This window comes from Streptomyces neyagawaensis, assembly GCF_023516595.1.
Lineage (GTDB): Bacteria > Actinomycetota > Actinomycetes > Streptomycetales > Streptomycetaceae > Streptomyces > Streptomyces neyagawaensis.
Genome location: NZ_JAMGBG010000136.1, coordinates 1 through 15,944, shown reverse-complemented (window position 1 = coordinate 15,944; position 15,944 = coordinate 1). Strand labels below are relative to the sequence as shown.

At 72.9% G+C, this 15,944-nt stretch carries 12 protein-coding genes, 3 tRNA genes and 1 pseudogene; 8 read left to right on the top strand and 8 right to left on the bottom strand.

The features are described 5' to 3' along the window. The 5 genes and pseudogenes from M8J73_RS37125 to M8J73_RS37100 form a co-directional block, all read left to right on the top strand. Positions 1–793, top strand: a pseudogene (locus M8J73_RS37125) (DNA polymerase III subunit gamma and tau); the annotation flags it as partial. Between the two features lie 917 nt (positions 794–1,710). Further along, a complete protein-coding gene (gene purD / locus M8J73_RS37120) occupies positions 1,711–2,964 on the top strand; it encodes a phosphoribosylamine--glycine ligase (RefSeq protein ID WP_055542403.1) in 1,254 nt (417 codons plus the stop codon). 621 nt (positions 2,965–3,585) lie between these two features. Next, the gene (locus tag M8J73_RS37115; protein WP_249829606.1) at positions 3,586–5,823 is read left to right on the top strand and encodes a hypothetical protein; all 2,238 of its coding nucleotides are present in this window, start codon (positions 3,586–3,588) and stop codon (positions 5,821–5,823) included. 480 nt (positions 5,824–6,303) lie between these two features. Next, positions 6,304–7,806 (top strand): N,N-dimethylformamidase beta subunit family domain-containing protein, encoded by a 1,503-nt coding sequence (locus M8J73_RS37105; RefSeq protein WP_055539130.1) that lies wholly within the window; start codon positions 6,304–6,306, stop codon positions 7,804–7,806. A 109-nt stretch (positions 7,807–7,915) separates the two neighbouring features. Then, entirely contained in the window at positions 7,916–8,815 is a 900-nt protein-coding gene (locus M8J73_RS37100) for a phosphoribosylaminoimidazolesuccinocarboxamide synthase (RefSeq protein WP_055539131.1), read from the top strand. Positions 8,816–8,849: 34 nt separating this feature from the next. Here M8J73_RS37100 and M8J73_RS37095 read toward each other — a convergent pair. The 8 genes from M8J73_RS37095 to M8J73_RS37060 all read right to left on the bottom strand — a co-directional run bounded on the left by M8J73_RS37095 (position 8,850) and on the right by M8J73_RS37060 (position 13,687). Then, a tRNA-Gly gene (locus M8J73_RS37095) sits at positions 8,850–8,925 on the bottom strand. A gap of 23 nt (positions 8,926–8,948) precedes the next feature. Then, positions 8,949–9,581, bottom strand: a complete 633-nt coding sequence (locus tag M8J73_RS37090) for a response regulator transcription factor (RefSeq protein WP_180303690.1) — start codon at positions 9,579–9,581, stop codon at positions 8,949–8,951. Beyond that, entirely contained in the window at positions 9,578–10,909 is a 1,332-nt protein-coding gene (locus tag M8J73_RS37085; RefSeq protein ID WP_055539132.1) for a sensor histidine kinase, read from the bottom strand. The genes M8J73_RS37090 and M8J73_RS37085 overlap by 4 nt, the downstream gene beginning before the upstream one ends. A gap of 12 nt (positions 10,910–10,921) precedes the next feature. After that, a complete protein-coding gene (locus M8J73_RS37080; protein WP_055539133.1) occupies positions 10,922–11,722 on the bottom strand; it encodes an ABC transporter permease in 801 nt (266 codons plus the stop codon). Continuing rightward, a complete protein-coding gene (locus M8J73_RS37075) occupies positions 11,719–12,741 on the bottom strand; it encodes an ABC transporter ATP-binding protein (RefSeq protein ID WP_055539134.1) in 1,023 nt (340 codons plus the stop codon). Before M8J73_RS37075 ends, M8J73_RS37080 begins: the two co-directional genes overlap by 4 nt. Before the next feature lie 194 nt (positions 12,742–12,935). Continuing rightward, positions 12,936–13,008, bottom strand: a tRNA-Gly gene (locus M8J73_RS37070). 78 nt (positions 13,009–13,086) lie between these two features. Then, a tRNA-Gly gene (locus M8J73_RS37065) sits at positions 13,087–13,158 on the bottom strand. 211 nt (positions 13,159–13,369) lie between these two features. Then, positions 13,370–13,687, bottom strand: coding sequence for a histone-like nucleoid-structuring protein Lsr2 (locus M8J73_RS37060; RefSeq protein WP_055514058.1), 318 nt, complete (start codon positions 13,685–13,687; stop codon positions 13,370–13,372). A gap of 341 nt (positions 13,688–14,028) precedes the next feature. On the opposite strand from M8J73_RS37060, the gene purS reads away from it, so the two are divergent. From purS to M8J73_RS37045, 3 genes are all read left to right on the top strand, one after another. Beyond that, the gene (purS, locus tag M8J73_RS37055) at positions 14,029–14,292 is read left to right on the top strand and encodes a phosphoribosylformylglycinamidine synthase subunit PurS (protein WP_055514060.1); all 264 of its coding nucleotides are present in this window, start codon (positions 14,029–14,031) and stop codon (positions 14,290–14,292) included. Next, positions 14,289–14,969 carry a phosphoribosylformylglycinamidine synthase subunit PurQ gene (gene purQ, locus M8J73_RS37050; RefSeq protein WP_055539135.1) on the top strand — a complete coding sequence of 227 codons (681 nt, stop codon included), beginning with the start codon at positions 14,289–14,291 and terminating at the stop codon, positions 14,967–14,969. The genes purS and purQ overlap by 4 nt, the downstream gene beginning before the upstream one ends. Next, positions 14,966–15,944: AIR synthase related protein (locus tag M8J73_RS37045; protein ID WP_249829605.1), on the top strand; the 979-nt coding region annotated here is incomplete at its 3' end. The genes purQ and M8J73_RS37045, both read left to right, overlap by 4 nt.

Here is a 15,944-nt window from a genome sequence, read left to right as displayed (position 1 = left end):
CACGGCCGCGCCCGCCGGTGGCGGAGCGGCGCCCGGAGGACCGTCCGGCACCGCGCCGGGCCAGGCCGCCGCGCCCCCGTCCGCCGGACACGGCCGCCCGACTCCGCCCCCGGCGGACCGGTCCGCCCCGGCCCCTGCCGCGTACAGCCCCGCCCCCGGAGGGCTCGACCCTCGCATGCTGTGGCCGAACATCCTGGAGGCCGTGAAGAACCGCCGCCGGTTCACCTGGATCCTGCTGAGCCAGAACGCGCACGTCGCCGGCTTCGACGGCACGACACTGCAGGTCGGCTTCGTCAACGCGGGCGCACGGGACAACTTCGCGAGCAGCGGCAGCGAGGACGTCCTGCGCGCGGCGCTGGCCGAACAGTTCAACGTCCACTGGAAGATCGAGGCGCTCGTCGACACATCGGGCGGCGGCGGCTCGGCCCCGGCCGGCGGTTACGCACCCCCGGCCCCGGGTGGGTACGGCGGAGGCGGTGGCTACGGCGGTGGCGCGGGCGGCGGCTACGGCGGCTCTCCCGCCCCGGCGTCCCGCCCGGCCCCGCCTCAGGCATCACCCTCGGACCCCCACCCGCCCGCCGCGCCCACCTCAGCCCCGCCGCACCAGCCGGGCCCGGCCACACCCACAGCCCCTCCCACACCCCCTCCGGCCCCGGAGCCCCCGCCGGTCTCCCCCGAGGACGACACCCCCGAGGACGACGACCCCGACCTCGACGAATCCGCCCTCTCCGGCCACGAACTGATCGTCCGCGAACTGGGCGCGACGGTGGTGGAGGAGATCGCGAACGAGTAAGGAGGGGGCCGGGAGAGCAGGCGGCACCGCAGCCTGCGGCAACTGGGGGCCATGGGCCAAGGCGCAGCAGACCGCGGGACCTGGGCAAGCTGGCGGCACGGCGGCCTGCGGCAACTGCGGGCACGGGCGGCGGCACTGCGGACCGCGGGGGCCGGGAGAGCAGGCGGCACCATGGTCTGCGGGAACTGGGAGAGCGGGCGGTCGTAGCCTGCGGGGACCGGGAAAGCGGGCGGCACTCCGGCCTGCGGGAGCTGGGGGCACGGGCGACGGCGCAGCGGACCGCGGGGGCCGGGAGATGCTGGCGGCACCACGGCCTGCGGGGACCGGGAGAGCGTGCGGTCGTGGCCTGCGGGACTGGGCGAGGCAGCAGCCTGCGGGGGCCATGTGTGGGCGGAGCAGCCTGCGGCGCACTCGACGCCCCCGGCGGCCCTCCGGCCCGCTCTGCGTGAGCCGCTACCGACCGGCCTCCGGGCCTACTGCTTTGCTTCCGGGCGCGCTGTCTCCGGGCGACGCGGCACCTCTCGCCCTCCGGGTGACAGTCACTGCCCGGCCTCTGGACGACCGGCCTCTGCCTCGCTCCGGGCGCTCGGCCTCCGCGTGACCCGCCACCGACCGGCCTCGGGGTGACCCCTTATCGGCCCCTCTGCGGGCGAGCCGTCCGCGGGCAAGCCGACTGCCGGTGCCCAGCCCTGTGTGACTGCCTCCGGCCCTGGCTTCCAAGCCACCCTCCTCGGCCGGCCCTCTCCTCCCCAGGTGGCGCCCCCTCCGCCGCCCGAAGCCCCGCACAGTCACCCTCGCCGCAGCCGTCCCAGGCCCACAGAGCCGACGGCCCCTTCGTCTGATCCCACAAACCCCTGCCGTCCCACTCTTCGGAAGCCCCCACAAACCCACCCCGCCCAGCCGGTTAGGCTGGCCCCGTGAAGGTCCTCGTCATCGGTAGCGGTGCCCGTGAGCACGCGCTGTGCCGTTCTCTGTCCCTCGACTCCGACGTCACCGCGCTCTACTGCGCCCCCGGCAACGCCGGCATCGCGGAGGTCGCCGAGCTGCACGCGGTGGACGCGCTGGACGGCGCCGCCGTGACCGCGCTGGCCACCCGGCTGGAGGCCGACCTGGTGGTTGTGGGCCCGGAGGCCCCCCTGGTCGCGGGTGTCGCCGACGCCGTGCGCGAGGCGGGCATCCCGGTGTTCGGCCCCTCCGGGGAGGCCGCGCAGCTGGAGGGCTCCAAGGCCTTCGCCAAGGACGTCATGGCCGGCGCCGGTGTGCCCACCGCGCGGTCGTACGTCTGCACCACCGCCGAGGAGATCGACGAGGCCCTCGACGCGTTCGGCGCCCCGTACGTCGTGAAGGACGACGGACTGGCCGCCGGCAAGGGCGTCGTCGTCACCCCGGACCTCGACACGGCCCGCGAGCACGCGCTGGCCTGCGGCCGCGTCGTCATCGAGGAGTTCCTGGACGGCCCCGAGGTCTCCCTCTTCGCGATCACCGACGGCACGACCGTCGTCCCGCTCCAGCCCGCCCAGGACTTCAAGCGCGCGCTGGACGGCGACGAGGGCCCCAACACCGGCGGCATGGGCGCGTACTCCCCGCTCCCGTGGGCCGAGCCCAAGCTGGTCGACGAGGTCCTCCAGACCGTGCTGCAGCCGACCGTCGACGAGATGCGCCGCCGCGGTACACCGTTCTCCGGTCTGCTCTACGCCGGCCTGGCGATCACCAGCCGGGGCGTACGGGTCATCGAGTTCAACGCCCGCTTCGGCGACCCGGAGACCCAGGTCGTCCTGGCCCGACTGAAGACCCCGCTGGCCGGCGTCCTGCTCGCCGCTGCCAACGGCACCCTCGGCGACCTCGAACCCCTCCGCTGGAGCGACGACGCCGCCGTCACGGTGGTCGTGGCCTCGCACAACTACCCCGGCACCCCGCGCACCGGCGACCCCATCACCGGGCTCGACGAGGTGGCCGCCGTGGACGCGCCGCACGCGTACGTGCTGCACGCCGGGACCAAGCGCGACGGCGACGCCGTGCTCAGCGCGGGCGGACGCGTCCTGTCCGTCACGGCCACCGGCAAGGACCTCACCGAGGCCCGCGACCGCGCGTACACCGCGGTCGCCCGCATCGGCCTGGACGGCTCCCAGCACCGCTCGGACATCGCCGCGAAGGCGGCGGCCGAGGCCTGACCGACGGCCGAACCGACGTACCCGGGCTCTGCGCGGGGCACCTGACGGACTCACCGCGTGAGGATGCGCCCCGCGCGGCCCCCGAGCGCCGTGCGCCCCGCGCACCCCCCACGGGCGCAACGCCCCCGCACCCCGACGCGTGCGCGAAGCCCACCGCCCACCGCCCACCCCCATGCGTGCGTGACGCTCACCGCCCACCCCCACGCGTGCGCGACGCCCGCCTACCCCCACTCGCCCGCGAGCGCAACCGCGGCGCTCCGCGCCGTCCCGAGGCTCTCGGGCCCCCACCGAGCCCCCATCACCCCCACCGAGCCCCTTCCTGAGCGCTCTCGGAGCCCTTGGAACCGCGGGCCCTGGTCCCTCCCCCCCTTCGATCACCTCTCCCCAAAGCCATTCCATCGAGTGACCGATGGGCCATCCGGCTGACGGGCGCCGAGGCCCCAACTAGGGTGCGGCGCAAGTGTTCCGGCACTTGGCCCACCGGCATTGCGATGTCAGTCGTGGGTGCCACAGTGGGGGAGTGAGCAACGTCAGGGCATTCGGCGGCCACGACGCCGACGGGAAGCCGTCGCGGCACACGCCGCACGGGACAGCAGGGGGTGACGTCGGGTCGTGAGCGGTATGGCGGGTGGTGAGGAGGCGGGTGCGCGGGCAGCGCGCTCGCGGGCCCTCGCCGTGCTGCGCGTCCGCAGCCGCGCGTCGGCCGTGGCTCTGCTGCCGGCCGCCGTCGCGGTCGTCCTGGTGGCCGGAGTCTCCACCGGTCACCTCACCGGTCCGTTCTGGTCCACGGCACGCTGGGTGGTCTCCGGCCTCGCCGCCCTCGTCCTGCTCGCCGCCGCCGGTATCGCTCTCGTCGTGGCCCGAGCCCGGCCCGCCGTGAGCCCCACCATCTCGATCACCGAGGAAGCCGCGCCCGACCTCTACCGCCTGGTCCGCGACCTGGCGGACCGCCTCGACGTCCCCGCTCCCTCCGCGATAGCGCTCACCCCGGACTGCGACAGCTGGCTGGAGGACCGCACCCACCCGTCCCACACCTCACCCGACAGCCACGCCGCCACCGCATCGGCCGCCACCTCGGCCGGGGCCTCGTCGGCCGCCGCGTCACCGTCCACCGGCGGCACGTCGAGCGGGGCGTCGGGCGCCACCGGCCCCGGCGGACGCGGTCCCGGCGACGAGACGGCCGACGCCCGAGGAGGACCGTCAGGCGTCACGACGGGAAGCGGCGTCACGCCCGGCACCCCGTCCGGCCTTTCGTCCGGAATGTCGTCGCACCGCCGTCATCGCGCCCCCACCGCGCCCGTACTGGTCATCGGCTCACCGTTCCTGTGGTGGATGCGGGTGGGAGAGCTACGGGCGGTGCTCGCACCGGTCGTCGCGGGCACAGGCCCCTCGGCGCACCCGGACATAGCCGCGGCCCGCCGTTTCGTCCGCGGCCTGGACGCCGCCGTCGCCGTCAGCTCCGCCCCGACGCACGGTCCCCTCGTCCGTACGGTGCTGGCCGGCGTCGGCTGGGTGACCCGGCTGCTCCTGCGCGGCTGCCGGGCCCACGCGGCGGAGATGGAGCGCGGGGTGGCGGCCGCCGCGGCCGAGCGTGCACAGGCTGTGGACTACGGTCTGCGGATCGTCGCCCAGGAGCAGGTCGGGCTCGCCTACGCCGGCTGGGACCGGCTGCTCACGCGCGTCGCGCTGCCCGCCTGGCGGATGGGCCGCTGGCCGTCCCGCCTCGACGCGGGCGTCGTCGCCGCGCTCACGGAGCTGTCCCGCCGCGACCGCCTCGCCGAGGGCTTCGCCTCCCGGCTCGGCGAACGCCCCGCCTGCGACCTCCTCGAAGAACCCGGCACGGTCGACGAGGCCGCGTCACTGCTCGCCGCGCGCCTCTTCCACGGCGGCCCCGCCGAGGCCGGCCGCGACTGGGCCCCGGTCGACTGGAACGAGTACCCGGACGAGGTCGTCGACCGCAAATGGCGCACGGAGGCGGCCCGGCTCCACCGCGTGCTCGACGCACTGGGCGTCCACCGCGCCACCGACCGCACCGGCCCGGACCAGACCGGCCCCACCCTGGCCCGCGTCCTGGACCACCTGACGGCACCGACGGGGTCCCCCGAGGCGCGCCCCGCCGGACAGCCGACCGACCCCGCCGGACAGCCGACCGGTCCCACGGCCACCGGCGCGCCCCACGACACCACCCCTGCCCCCGCTGCGGCACCAGCCCCCGAGCCGCAGCACCAAGGCATACCCACCCCCGGTGCCACAGCCGAACCCCCGGCCCACACCCCCACCCCGGAAACCGCCTCCGCCCCCGGCTCCGAAACCGACCTGCCCGACAGCTCCGACGCCGCCGCGACCTTCGCCCCCGCCCCCGACGCCGACACCACCCCCACCCCCACCCCGGAACCCACCCCCGCCCTCACCCCCGCCGACGAGGACGACGAGCAGGGCCCGGCCACCGTGCAGGCCGCCGCGTTGGCCGCCGGGCTGACCGCGGAGCTGGCGAGGGAGGAGGCGGCGGCGCCCCGCCCCGCGGCGCAGCAGCCGGGCGGTGCCGAGGCGCAGGGCCCGGACCGGGCACTGTGGGAGGACGGCCTGTTGCCGCTGTTCCCGATGCAGCCGCCCCGCACGGGCCGCGACCTGCTCGCGGAACACGTGGCCGCGATGGTCTGCTGCGCGGCGATGGACACGGCCGGCGCCACCCCGGGCCTCGACTGGCTGGACGGCCCCTCCCTCCTCGTCCACGGCGAACGGGCCGCCGACCTCACCCCCCGCGTCCTCACCCTCGTCGAGGACGGCGACCCGGCCCCCCTCCGCGAGTGGCTCCGCCGACTCGGTGTCCGCCCGGAGAAACCGGTCCGCCTGGTCTGACCCGCACTGGCCCCACCGACCCCCCACCGGTCACCGGCCCCCACCGACACCCGCTGGCCCCCACCGGTCACCGGCTCCCACCGACACCCGCCGGGCCCCACCGACCCCCCACCCACCGGCTCCCACCGACACCCGCCGGGCCCCACCGACCCCCCACCCACCGGCTCCCACCGACACCCGCCGGGCCCCACCGACCCCCCACCGGTCACCGGCTCCCACCGACACCCGCCCACACCCACGAACACCCACCGGCCCCCGCCGGCCCCCATCGCCCCCCACCGGCCCCCGCCGACCCCCGCCGACCCCCATCGCCCCCCACCGGCAGACCCTCCGACCGCCCCATCCGGAGCCCCGGTTTCCACTCTCCATCAATTCGCGACGAACGGTGACGGAGCGCGTGCGTAATGTGATGTGCTGGGACCGTTCGCGTACGAGGCAGGCGCTTGTGACGGCACACGGGGGCGAGGGAGGGGAGAACTCATGGGCACGGAGCACCGCGTCCGCCGCTGGGAATCGGGCGCACTCGCGCACGCCGTGACCGACCCCTTCGGCCAGGGCCCCGTCCCCTGGCTCCGGGGCAACGTGACGTACTTCGACGACACGGGCCAGGTCGTCCCCTGGTATGTGGACCAGGCGACGCTGCCGCCGAGCGGCAGGGCCGCCGACCCCCGCATTCCCGCCCCGCGGTCGACGTCCGGCCCCCGCTCCGCCGACGACGTGCGGCGGCAGATCAAAGGGTTCACCGCGACCGGTGCCGCTGCCCCCGGCGAGTCCATCGACTTCCACATCACCGTGGACCCGCCCCAGGAATTCGCCGTCGACATCTACCGCGTCGGCCACTACGGCGGTGACGGCGCCGCGAAGATCACCACCAGCCCCCGCCTCTCGGGCATCGTCCAGCCCCCGCCCCTGACCGCCGACCGCACGGTCTCCTGCCACCACTGGTGGCTGTCCTGGCGGCTGCAGATCCCGAGCTACTGGAACATCGGCGCGTACGTGGCGGTCCTGACCACCGCCGACGGCTACCGCTCCCACGTGCCGTTCACCGTCCGCGACGACCAGCCCGCCGATCTGCTGCTCCTGATGCCCGACATCACGTGGCAGGCGTACAACCTGTACCCGGAGGACGGCCGCACCGGCGCCAGCTTCTACCACGCCTGGGACGAGGACGGCCGGCTGCTCGGCGAGTCCCACGCCGCGACCACCGTCTCCTTCGACCGCCCGTACGCCGGCGCGGGCCTCCCCCTCCATGTGGGCCACGCCTACGACTTCATCCGCTGGGCCGAGCGCTACGGCTACGACATCGCTTACGCCGACGCCCGCGACCTGCACTCCGGCCGCGTCGACCCCACCCACTACCGGGGGCTGGTCTTCCCCGGCCACGACGAGTACTGGTCGCCGCAGATGCGCCGTACCGCCGAGACCGCCCGGGACAGCGGGATCTCCCTGGTGTTCCTCTCCTCCAACACCATGTACTGGCAGGTGGAGTTGGGCCCGTCCCCGTCCGGTGTGCCCGACCGGCTCCTCACCTGCCGAAAACGCCGGGGCCCCGGAAAACCCGCACTGTGGCGCGAAATCGACCGCCCCGAGCAGCAGTTGATGGGCATCCAGTACGAGGGCCGGGTCCCCGAACCCCACCCCCTGGTCGTGCGCAACGCCGACCACTGGCTCTGGGACGCGACCGGCGCCCACGAGGGCGATGAGCTGCACGGCATGGTCGCCGGCGAGGCCGACCGCTACTTCCCCCGCACCGCGCTCCCCGAGCACCAGGGTCGTATCCTCCTCGCCCACTCCCCGTACCGGGACCCCGAAGGCGTCCTCCGCCACCAGGAGACCTCCCTCTACCGGGCCCCCTCCGGCGCCTGGGTCTTCGCATCCGGAACATTCGCCTGGTCCCCCGCCCTGGACCGCCCCGGCCACGTCGACACCCGTATCCAGCGGGCCACGGCCAACCTCCTGGACCGCATCTGCAAACGGGACTGACCTAGTCGGCCGCAACGCGCCCGAACGCCCTCACCCGCACCCCTGGCCCAGACCGGTCGCCCCGATACGGGACAATCGAGCCACTTGGACATCACCACGGGGAGGAACCGTGTCCGGATTCGTAGAAAAGCCCGAGCCGATCCAGGTTCCGGGCCTGGTGCACCTGCACACCGGCAAGGTGCGCGAGCTGTACCAGAACGAGGCGGGCGACCTCGTGATGGTCGCCAGCGACCGAACGTCCGCGTTCGACTGGGTGCTGCCGACGGAGATCCCCGACAAGGGGCGCGTCCTCACGCAGCTGTCCCTGTGGTGGTTCGACCAGCTCGCCGACCTGGTCCCCAACCACGTCCTGAGCACCGAACTGCCCGAGGGTGCCCCCGCCGACTGGGCCGGCCGCACCCTCGTCTGCAAGTCCCTGCGGATGGTCCCGGTGGAGGCGGTCGCCCGCGGCTACCTCACCGGTTCGGGTCTCGTCGAGTACCGGGAGAGCCGTACGGTCTGCGGCCTCGCCCTGCCCGAGGGCCTGGTCGACGGTTCGGAGCTGCCCGCGCCGATCTTCACCCCGGCCACCAAGGCCGCGGTCGGCGAGCACGACGAGAACGTCAGCTACGAGGAGGTCGCCCGCCAGGTCGGCGCGGAGACCGCCGCCCAGCTGCGGCAGACGACTCTCGCCGTGTACAGCCGCGCCCGCTCCATCGCCCGCGACCGGGGCATCATCCTCGCCGACACCAAGTTCGAGTTCGGCTACGAGGGCGACACCCTGGTCCTCGCCGACGAGGTCCTCACCCCCGATTCGTCCCGTTTCTGGCCCGCCGACCAGTGGGAGCCGGGCCGTGCCCAGCCGTCCTTCGACAAGCAGTTCGTCCGTGACTGGCTGACGTCCGCCGAGTCCGGCTGGGACCGGGCGAGCGAGCAGCCCCCGCCGCCGCTCCCGGAGGAGATCGTCGCGGCCACCCGCGCCAAGTACGTGGAGGCGTACGAGCGTCTGACGGGCACCCGCTGGGCCTAACGTGAAAGGCCCCCGGGAAACCGGGGGCCTTTCCTGGAGCGGACGACGAGGCTCGAACTCGCGACCTCAACCTTGGCAAGGTTGCGCTCTACCAACTGAGCTACGTCCGCAGTGCGCCGTGGCGCGAGAGCAACTATACCCAACCTCGCTCCCGTGCGAGCCGCACCGCCGCATGCCGGTTCTCCACCCCGAGCTTGGACACGGCCGACGACAGATAGTTCCGTACGGTCCCCTGGGACAGCGCGGCCCGCTCGGCGATCTCCACGACGGGCGCCCCGTCGGCGGCCAGCTCCAGCACCTCCGCCTCGCGGGCGGTCAGCGGCGAGTCCCCGGAGGAGATCGCGTCGGCGGCCAACTCGGGGTCGACGTAACGGTTTCCCGCGTGCACGGTACGGATGATCTCCGCGAGCCGCTGGGCACTGACCGTCTTCGGTACGAACCCGCGCACACCCGCCTCAAGCGCCCGCTTCAGATGCCCCGGCCGGCCATGACCGGTGACGATCAGCACCCGGCAGCCGGGCAGCTCCGCCCGCAGCGATGTGGCCACCCTCACACCGTCCGCCCCCGGCATCTGCAGATCGAGGACGGCCACGTCCGGCTCGTGCGCCCGGGCCATCGCCAGCGCCTCCGGTCCGCTCGCCGCCTCGGCGACCACCAGCAGGTCGTCCTCCAGGGCGAGCAGCGCGGCCAGCGCCCCCCGGATCAGATGCTCGTCGTCGGCGAGCAGCAGCCGCACGGGCCGCCCCGCCTCCGGTACGGCCGTCACGACGTGACCTCCCGTACGGCGCCCGCCGCGGAGGTGACCGCGATGCTCCCGCCGACCGGATCCGCAGCGGCCTGCGGCGCCAGCGGCACCCGGGCCACCACCCGGAACGCCTCCCCGCCCACCGGCCCCGCCTCCAGCGTCCCGTCCACGATCGCGAGCCGCTCCCGCAGCCCGGCGAGCCCGGATCCGGCACCGGCGGAACGCTCCGCGACGGCACCCGCCGCCACACGCTCCCCGTCCCCGTCCCCGTTCCCGTCGGCCGCCCGTATCCCGTCGTTCTCCACGGTCAGCACCACCTGCCCCTCCGTCACCTTCAACACCACCGTGCACTGCCCGGCGTTCCCATGTCGCAGCACGTTCGTCGTGCCCTCGCGCACCACCCAGGCGAGCGCGGACTGCACCTTGCCGGGCAGCCCGGCGGTGTCCGCCCGGTCGACCGAGCACACGATGCCGGCCGCCTCCAGGACGCCCTGCGCACCGGCGAGTTCGGCGCCGAGGTCCGCCTCGCGATAGCCGCGTACGACGTCCCGGACCTCCCGCTGCGACTCCTGCGCGATCCGCTGGACCTCGGTCATCTGGTCGACGGCCTCGGGCCGTTCGCGGCGGGCCAGCTGGACGGCCAGCTCGCTCTTGAGGGCGATGACCGCGAGGTTGCGTCCGATCACGTCGTGCAGATCGCGGCCGAAGCGGAGCCGTTCCTCGGCGACGGCGAGCCGGGCGCGGGTCTCGCGGGCCTCGTCGAGTTCGTAGACGGCCCGGACGAGCCAGACCGAGAAGAAGGAGGTGAAGGCGAAGAACGAGGTGCCGGCCAGCACGGCGATCGCCGTGGCCAGCGCCTCGCCGGGGCCGGGGCCCACAAGGAGCATTAGGAGCCCGGAACCCGCGGAGAGTCCCGCGATCAGGTTCAGCCCGCTGCGCCGTTCGCGCATGCCCAGCGTGATCGCTCCGACGCCGAAGATCAGTACGCCGGCGAACATCGAGCCCAGCGCGGTGGCCGTGTCGCTGTCGGGGTCCCGGCCGGCGAGCACGCTCGCGGTGATCCCGATCAGGGCGCTCACCCCTCCGACCGCCCACATCAGCCCGAGCGGCTGTTCACGGCCGCCCCGCACCCAGTCGAGCGCGCGGGCACCGCACACCGTGCTCACCGCCGCGTGCACGACCATCACCGCCACCAGCCAGCCCGCCTGGGGCATCGGCACCGTCCCGAAGACGGGCAGCCCGAAGGTGGCGACCTCGAGCGCGGGGAACGAGTAGAACGACCACCGGATGTACGTCTCCACCTTCGCCGGGGTGGTCTTCCCCCGCCACCATGCCCTGGGCCCCCGCATGGCCAACTCCCCTCATCGGCGCGGTTCCCAGCGGAACCACCGTCGTACAGCAAACACCGCGAGCACGGTCCAGGCCAGCGCGGTGGCGACGGCCCCCAGCGCCTCGTACGCGGTGAGGTCGCCGGTCCAGCCGCCGCGCACCAGCGCGATGACCGGGGAGAGCGGCAGCAGTTCGCAGACGGACGCCACCCGGTCGGGCAGCACTTCGAGCGGGACGGTGACCCCGGAGCCGAGCAGCGAGACGAACATCACCGGCAGGCTGGTCACCTGCGCGCTCTCGGCGGTACGGCTGAAGCTCGCCGTCACCGCGGCCAGCGCCACGCACAGCACGATCCCCAACAGCACACCCAGCACGGCGAGGTGCGGCGCGGGCGGCGCCCCGAGGTCCAGCAGGACGGTGCAGCCGACGGCGAGGAGCACGCACTGCGCGAACGCGATGCCGACGGCCGGCAGCGCCGCCCCGACCAGGATCTCCGGGTCCCGCAGCTCCCCGGACCGCAGCCGCTTGAGCACCAGCTCCTCGCGGCGGACGACGTAGATGTTGGTGAGGGCGGCGTACACCGCGAACAGGAGGGAGAAGCCGACGGCGGCGGGCAGCATGACCGTGCCGATGCTGAGCCCCACCTCGTCCAGGTCCATCTGGTCGGTCGCCGACCGCACGCTGAGCGGCAGCAGCAGAGGCACCAGCACCGCGGTGACCAGCGTGGCCCGGCTGCGCCCGAGCAGGGTCAGCTCGGCACGGGCGAGCGCGGTCATCCGGCCCTTGAGAGTCGTCCGGCCGGTGTCGGTGCCGGTGTCGGTCATGGTGCTCATGCGCTCACCCCGTCCTTGCGGGCCTTCGTGCCCGTCAGCGCCTTGCCGTCCGTACCGGCTGCGCCCGTACCGGCCCCCGTGCCGGTACGGGCAGCCCTCTCCCGCGCGATCCGCAGGAACGCCTCCTCCAGCGAGGCCGACCGCACTTCCAGCCGCCGGAGTTCGACCCGGGCGCGCTCCGCCCAGAGCAGCACTCCGGTGGCGGCCCGCTGGAGTTCGTTGGTGCGCAGCACCACCGCGCGTCCTTCGACGTCGTGGCCGGTGATGCCCAGCTCGCCGAGGGGCGGCAGGTCGCCGAGGAAGTAGCCGTCGGGCAGTTCGAAGGAGATCCGGGACGGCTGGGAGGCGGTCACCTCGGCCGGGGTGCCGGTCGCGGCGATGCTTCCCTCGTGGAGGATGGCGAGCCGGTCGGCGAGCCCTTCCGCCTCCTCCAGGTAGTGCGTGGTGAGGAGCACGGTCGTGCCCTGGTCGCGCAGGTCGCGGACGAGCGCCCAGGTGTCCTGGCGGCCCTCGGCGTCGAGGCCGGTGGTCGGCTCGTCGAGGAAGAGCACCTCGGGGCGCCCGAGGAGCGCGAGGGCGAGGTCCAGGCGCCGCTTCTCGCCGCCGGACAACTGCTTGACCCGTACGCCGGCCCGGCGCCCGAGTCCGACGATCTCCAGGGCCTCCCCGACGGGCCGGGCGCCGCTGGTGCAGCCCGCCCACATCCTGACCGTCTCCGTGACGGTCAGCTCGGAGGGGAAGCCGCCCTCCTGGAGCATGACGCCGATGCGGGGCCGGACGGCCGCGCGCTCGGTGTAGGGGTCGTGGCCGAGGATCCGCACGCGCCCGCCGGACGCGGGGGCGAGGCCCTCCAGCAGTTCGACCGTGGAGGTCTTGCCGGCGCCGTTGGTGCCCAGGAGGGCGAAGAGTTCGCCCCGGCGTACGGAGAAGGTGATTCCCCGTACGGCTTCGAAACCGCCCCCGTACACGCGCCGCAGGTCGGTGACCTCGATCACGTCCTCGTGCCCGTTCGTTTTCATGCTTCCAGCGTCCCGGTGGTGGGGGCCGTGGAGCAGTGCGCGCTGTCATCGGTCGGCATGACAAATGTCAGGGGAAGATCCGGGAACCGGGAGGAGCCGGAACCGGATGTTCCGGGAACGCCGAAGATCCGGGAACACAGAAGATCGGGGAACGCAGAAGACCCCGGTCCAGTGGACCGGGGTCTTGATTCAAGAGCGGACGACGAGGCTCGAACTCGCGACCTCAACCTTGGCAAGGTTGCGCTCTACCAACTGAGCTACGTCCGCATTGCCTCCGACCGGCTCCCACCGATCGGCGCGCAGACCACATTACCTGATCCAGAAGGATGGTTGGTAAGTGATCAGAGCGGGTGACAGGAATTGCACACTGCGCCTTCCCCCTGGAAGGGGGATGTTCTGCTACTGAACTACACCCGCGTGACTCCGGTGAGCCGGGCCTTTCGGCCTTGCCCCTCGGCGTGCTCCAGACTCTAGCTGATCCGCAGGGGTGCAACGCAAGTCGGTTCCCGCCGGGGGCCAAGTCCGCCGCCCCCAGGGTCCGCTGACGGACACTGAGGGCCGGCCTCGGCAGGGTGCGCCACACGGCACACCCGCCGGGCCTCACTCGACGTGGCTCACCCGACCCGGCTCACTGCGCGTCGGCGAACGCCTCGTACACCTTCTTGGGGATCCGGCCGCGCGCCGGGACCTCCAGCTTGTTGGCCATGGCCCAGGCGCGGACGGCCGCGGGGTCCGGGGCCACCTGGGTCTGCTTGTAGGCCTTGCCCGACCTCGACCGCTTCCGCCCGGCCTCCACGTAGGGCGCGAGCGCCTCACGCAGTTTCTCGGCGTTGGCCTCGTTGAGGTCGATCTCGTACGACTTGCCGTCGAGTCCGAAGGCGATCGTCTCCGCCGCTTCCGAGCCGTCGATGTCGTCGGAGAGAGTGACCACGACACGCTGCGCCACGAATATCGGTCCCTTCGTGTGACATCTCTCCGTTGACGTGCCCTTACGTCCCGGTGATGTCGTCTGTCCGGCGGTTAATTGGGCAAAGTATCGGCTATTGCCAATTCATTTGTACAGGGCCCCGCATTGCATTGTGAAGACAGACTTAATCCGCTGGCGTGTCCGTCGCGCAATAGGGTCGGGGGATCTTTCCCGGAAGTTTTCACGAAGAGGATCACCCGATACCGGATCGTGACCGCCCTCACCTGGAATGTCTGTAGATTCCTACGAATCTACTCGCGTAGAAATTTTGTGCGGGTAGTCTGAAGGGACCTGCTCAGCACCACACACCGGGAGTGCCAGTGGCACGCGTCGTAGTCGACGTCATGCTCAAGCCGGAGATCCTCGACCCCCAGGGCCAGGCGGTGCAGCGCGCGCTGCCGCGCCTCGGTTTCGAGGGCGTCTCCGACGTACGTCAGGGAAAGCGATTCGAACTGGAAGTGGACGGACCGGTGGACGACGCCGCGCTCGCCCGCATCCATGAACTGGCGGAATCCTTCCTCGCCAACACCGTGATCGAAGACTTCACCGTGAAGGTGGAGGAAGTGGTGGAGGCAGGAAAGTGACCGCACGTATTGGCGTCGTCACTTTTCCGGGCAGTCTCGACGACCGGGACACCCAGCGCGCGATCCGGCTGGCGGGCGCCGAGCCCGTCGCCCTGTGGCACAAGGACAAGGACCTCCACCAGGTCGACGCCGTGGTGCTGTGCGGCGGTTTCTCCTACGGCGACTATCTGCGCGCCGGAGCCATCGCGCGCTTCTCGCCGGTGATGGAGACGCTCATCGAGCAGGCGAAGGCCGGACTGCCGGTCCTCGGCATCTGCAACGGCTTCCAGATCCTCACCGAGGCGCACCTCCTGCCCGGCACGATGCTGCGCAACGACCACCTGCACTTCATCTGCCGCGACCAGAAGCTGCGGGTGGAGAACGCCGAGACCTCCTGGACCACCGACTACACGGCCGGCCAGGAGATCCACATCCCGCTGAAGAACAACGACGGGCAGTACGTCGCCGACGAGTACACCCTCGACAAGCTGGAGGCCGAGGGCCGGGTCGCGTTCCGCTACCTCGACTTCAACCCCAACGGCTCCCAGCGGGACATCGCCGGCGTCACCAACGAGGCCGGCAACGTCGTGGGCCTGATGCCGCACCCGGAGCACGCCGTGGAGCCGCTCATCGGCACCGGCCGCACCGACGGCCTCCCCTTCTTCACCTCGATCCTCAAGAAGCTGGTCAACGCATGAGCCGGACGCCTCTGGACACGGTCGAGCACGCGGCCGCGACCCCCGACGTCGAGCTGCCCTGGGCCGAACTGGGCCTGAAGAAGGACGAGTACGAGAGGGTCGTCGAGATCCTCGGCCGCCGCCCCACCGGCGCGGAGCTGGCCATGTACTCCGTCATGTGGTCCGAGCACTGCTCGTACAAGTCGTCGAAGGTGCACCTGCGCCAGTTCGGTGAGAAGGCGCCCCAGTCGGACGCCCTGCTCGTCGGCATCGGTGAGAACGCCGGCGTCGTCGACGTCGGCCAGGGCTACGCGGTCACCTTCAAGGTCGAGTCGCACAACCACCCCTCCTACGTCGAGCCCTACCAGGGCGCGGCCACGGGTGTCGGCGGCATCGTGCGCGACATCATCGCGATGGGCGCCCGCCCGGTCGCCGTCGTGGACCCCCTGCGCTTCGGCGCCGCGGACCACCCGGACACCAAGCGCGTCCTGCCCGGCGTCGTCGCCGGCATCGGCGGCTACGGCAACTGCCTGGGCCTGCCGAACATCGGCGGCGAGGTCGTCTTCGACGCCTGCTACCAGGGCAACCCGCTGGTCAACGCCGGTGCCATCGGAGTCATGCGGCACGAGGACATCCACCTCGCGAAGGCCTCCGGCGCCGGCAACAAGGTCATCCTCTACGGGGCCCGCACAGGCGGCGACGGCATCGGCGGCGCCTCCATCCTGGCCTCCGAGACCTTCGACGACGCCAAGCCGTCGAAGCGCCCGGCCGTCCAGGTCGGCGACCCCTTCCAGGAGAAGCTCCTCATCGAGTGCACCCTGGAGGCGTTCAAGGAGAAGCTGGTCGTCGGCATCCAGGACCTCGGCGCGGCGGGCCTGTCCTGCGCGACGAGCGAGCTGGCGTCGAACGGCTCCGGCGGCATGCGCGTCACCCTCGACGACGTCCCCCTGCGCGACTCGACGCTCTCCCCCGAGGAGATCCTGATGAGCGAGTCGC

What these genes read in the sequence shown, in the direction of transcription:
- M8J73_RS37115 (WP_249829606.1), top strand. Translation starts at nt 3,586, where the DNA reads ATGGCGGGTGGTGAGGAGGCGGGTGCGCGGGCAGCGCGCTCGCGGGCC.
- M8J73_RS37105 (WP_055539130.1), top strand. Translation starts at nt 6,304, where the DNA reads ATGGGCACGGAGCACCGCGTCCGCCGCTGGGAATCGGGCGCACTCGCG.
- M8J73_RS37085 (WP_055539132.1), bottom strand. Translation starts at nt 10,909, where the DNA reads ATGCGGGGGCCCAGGGCATGGTGGCGGGGGAAGACCACCCCGGCGAAG.
- M8J73_RS37080 (WP_055539133.1), bottom strand. Translation starts at nt 11,722, where the DNA reads ATGAGCACCATGACCGACACCGGCACCGACACCGGCCGGACGACTCTC.
- M8J73_RS37075 (WP_055539134.1), bottom strand. Translation starts at nt 12,741, where the DNA reads ATGAAAACGAACGGGCACGAGGACGTGATCGAGGTCACCGACCTGCGG.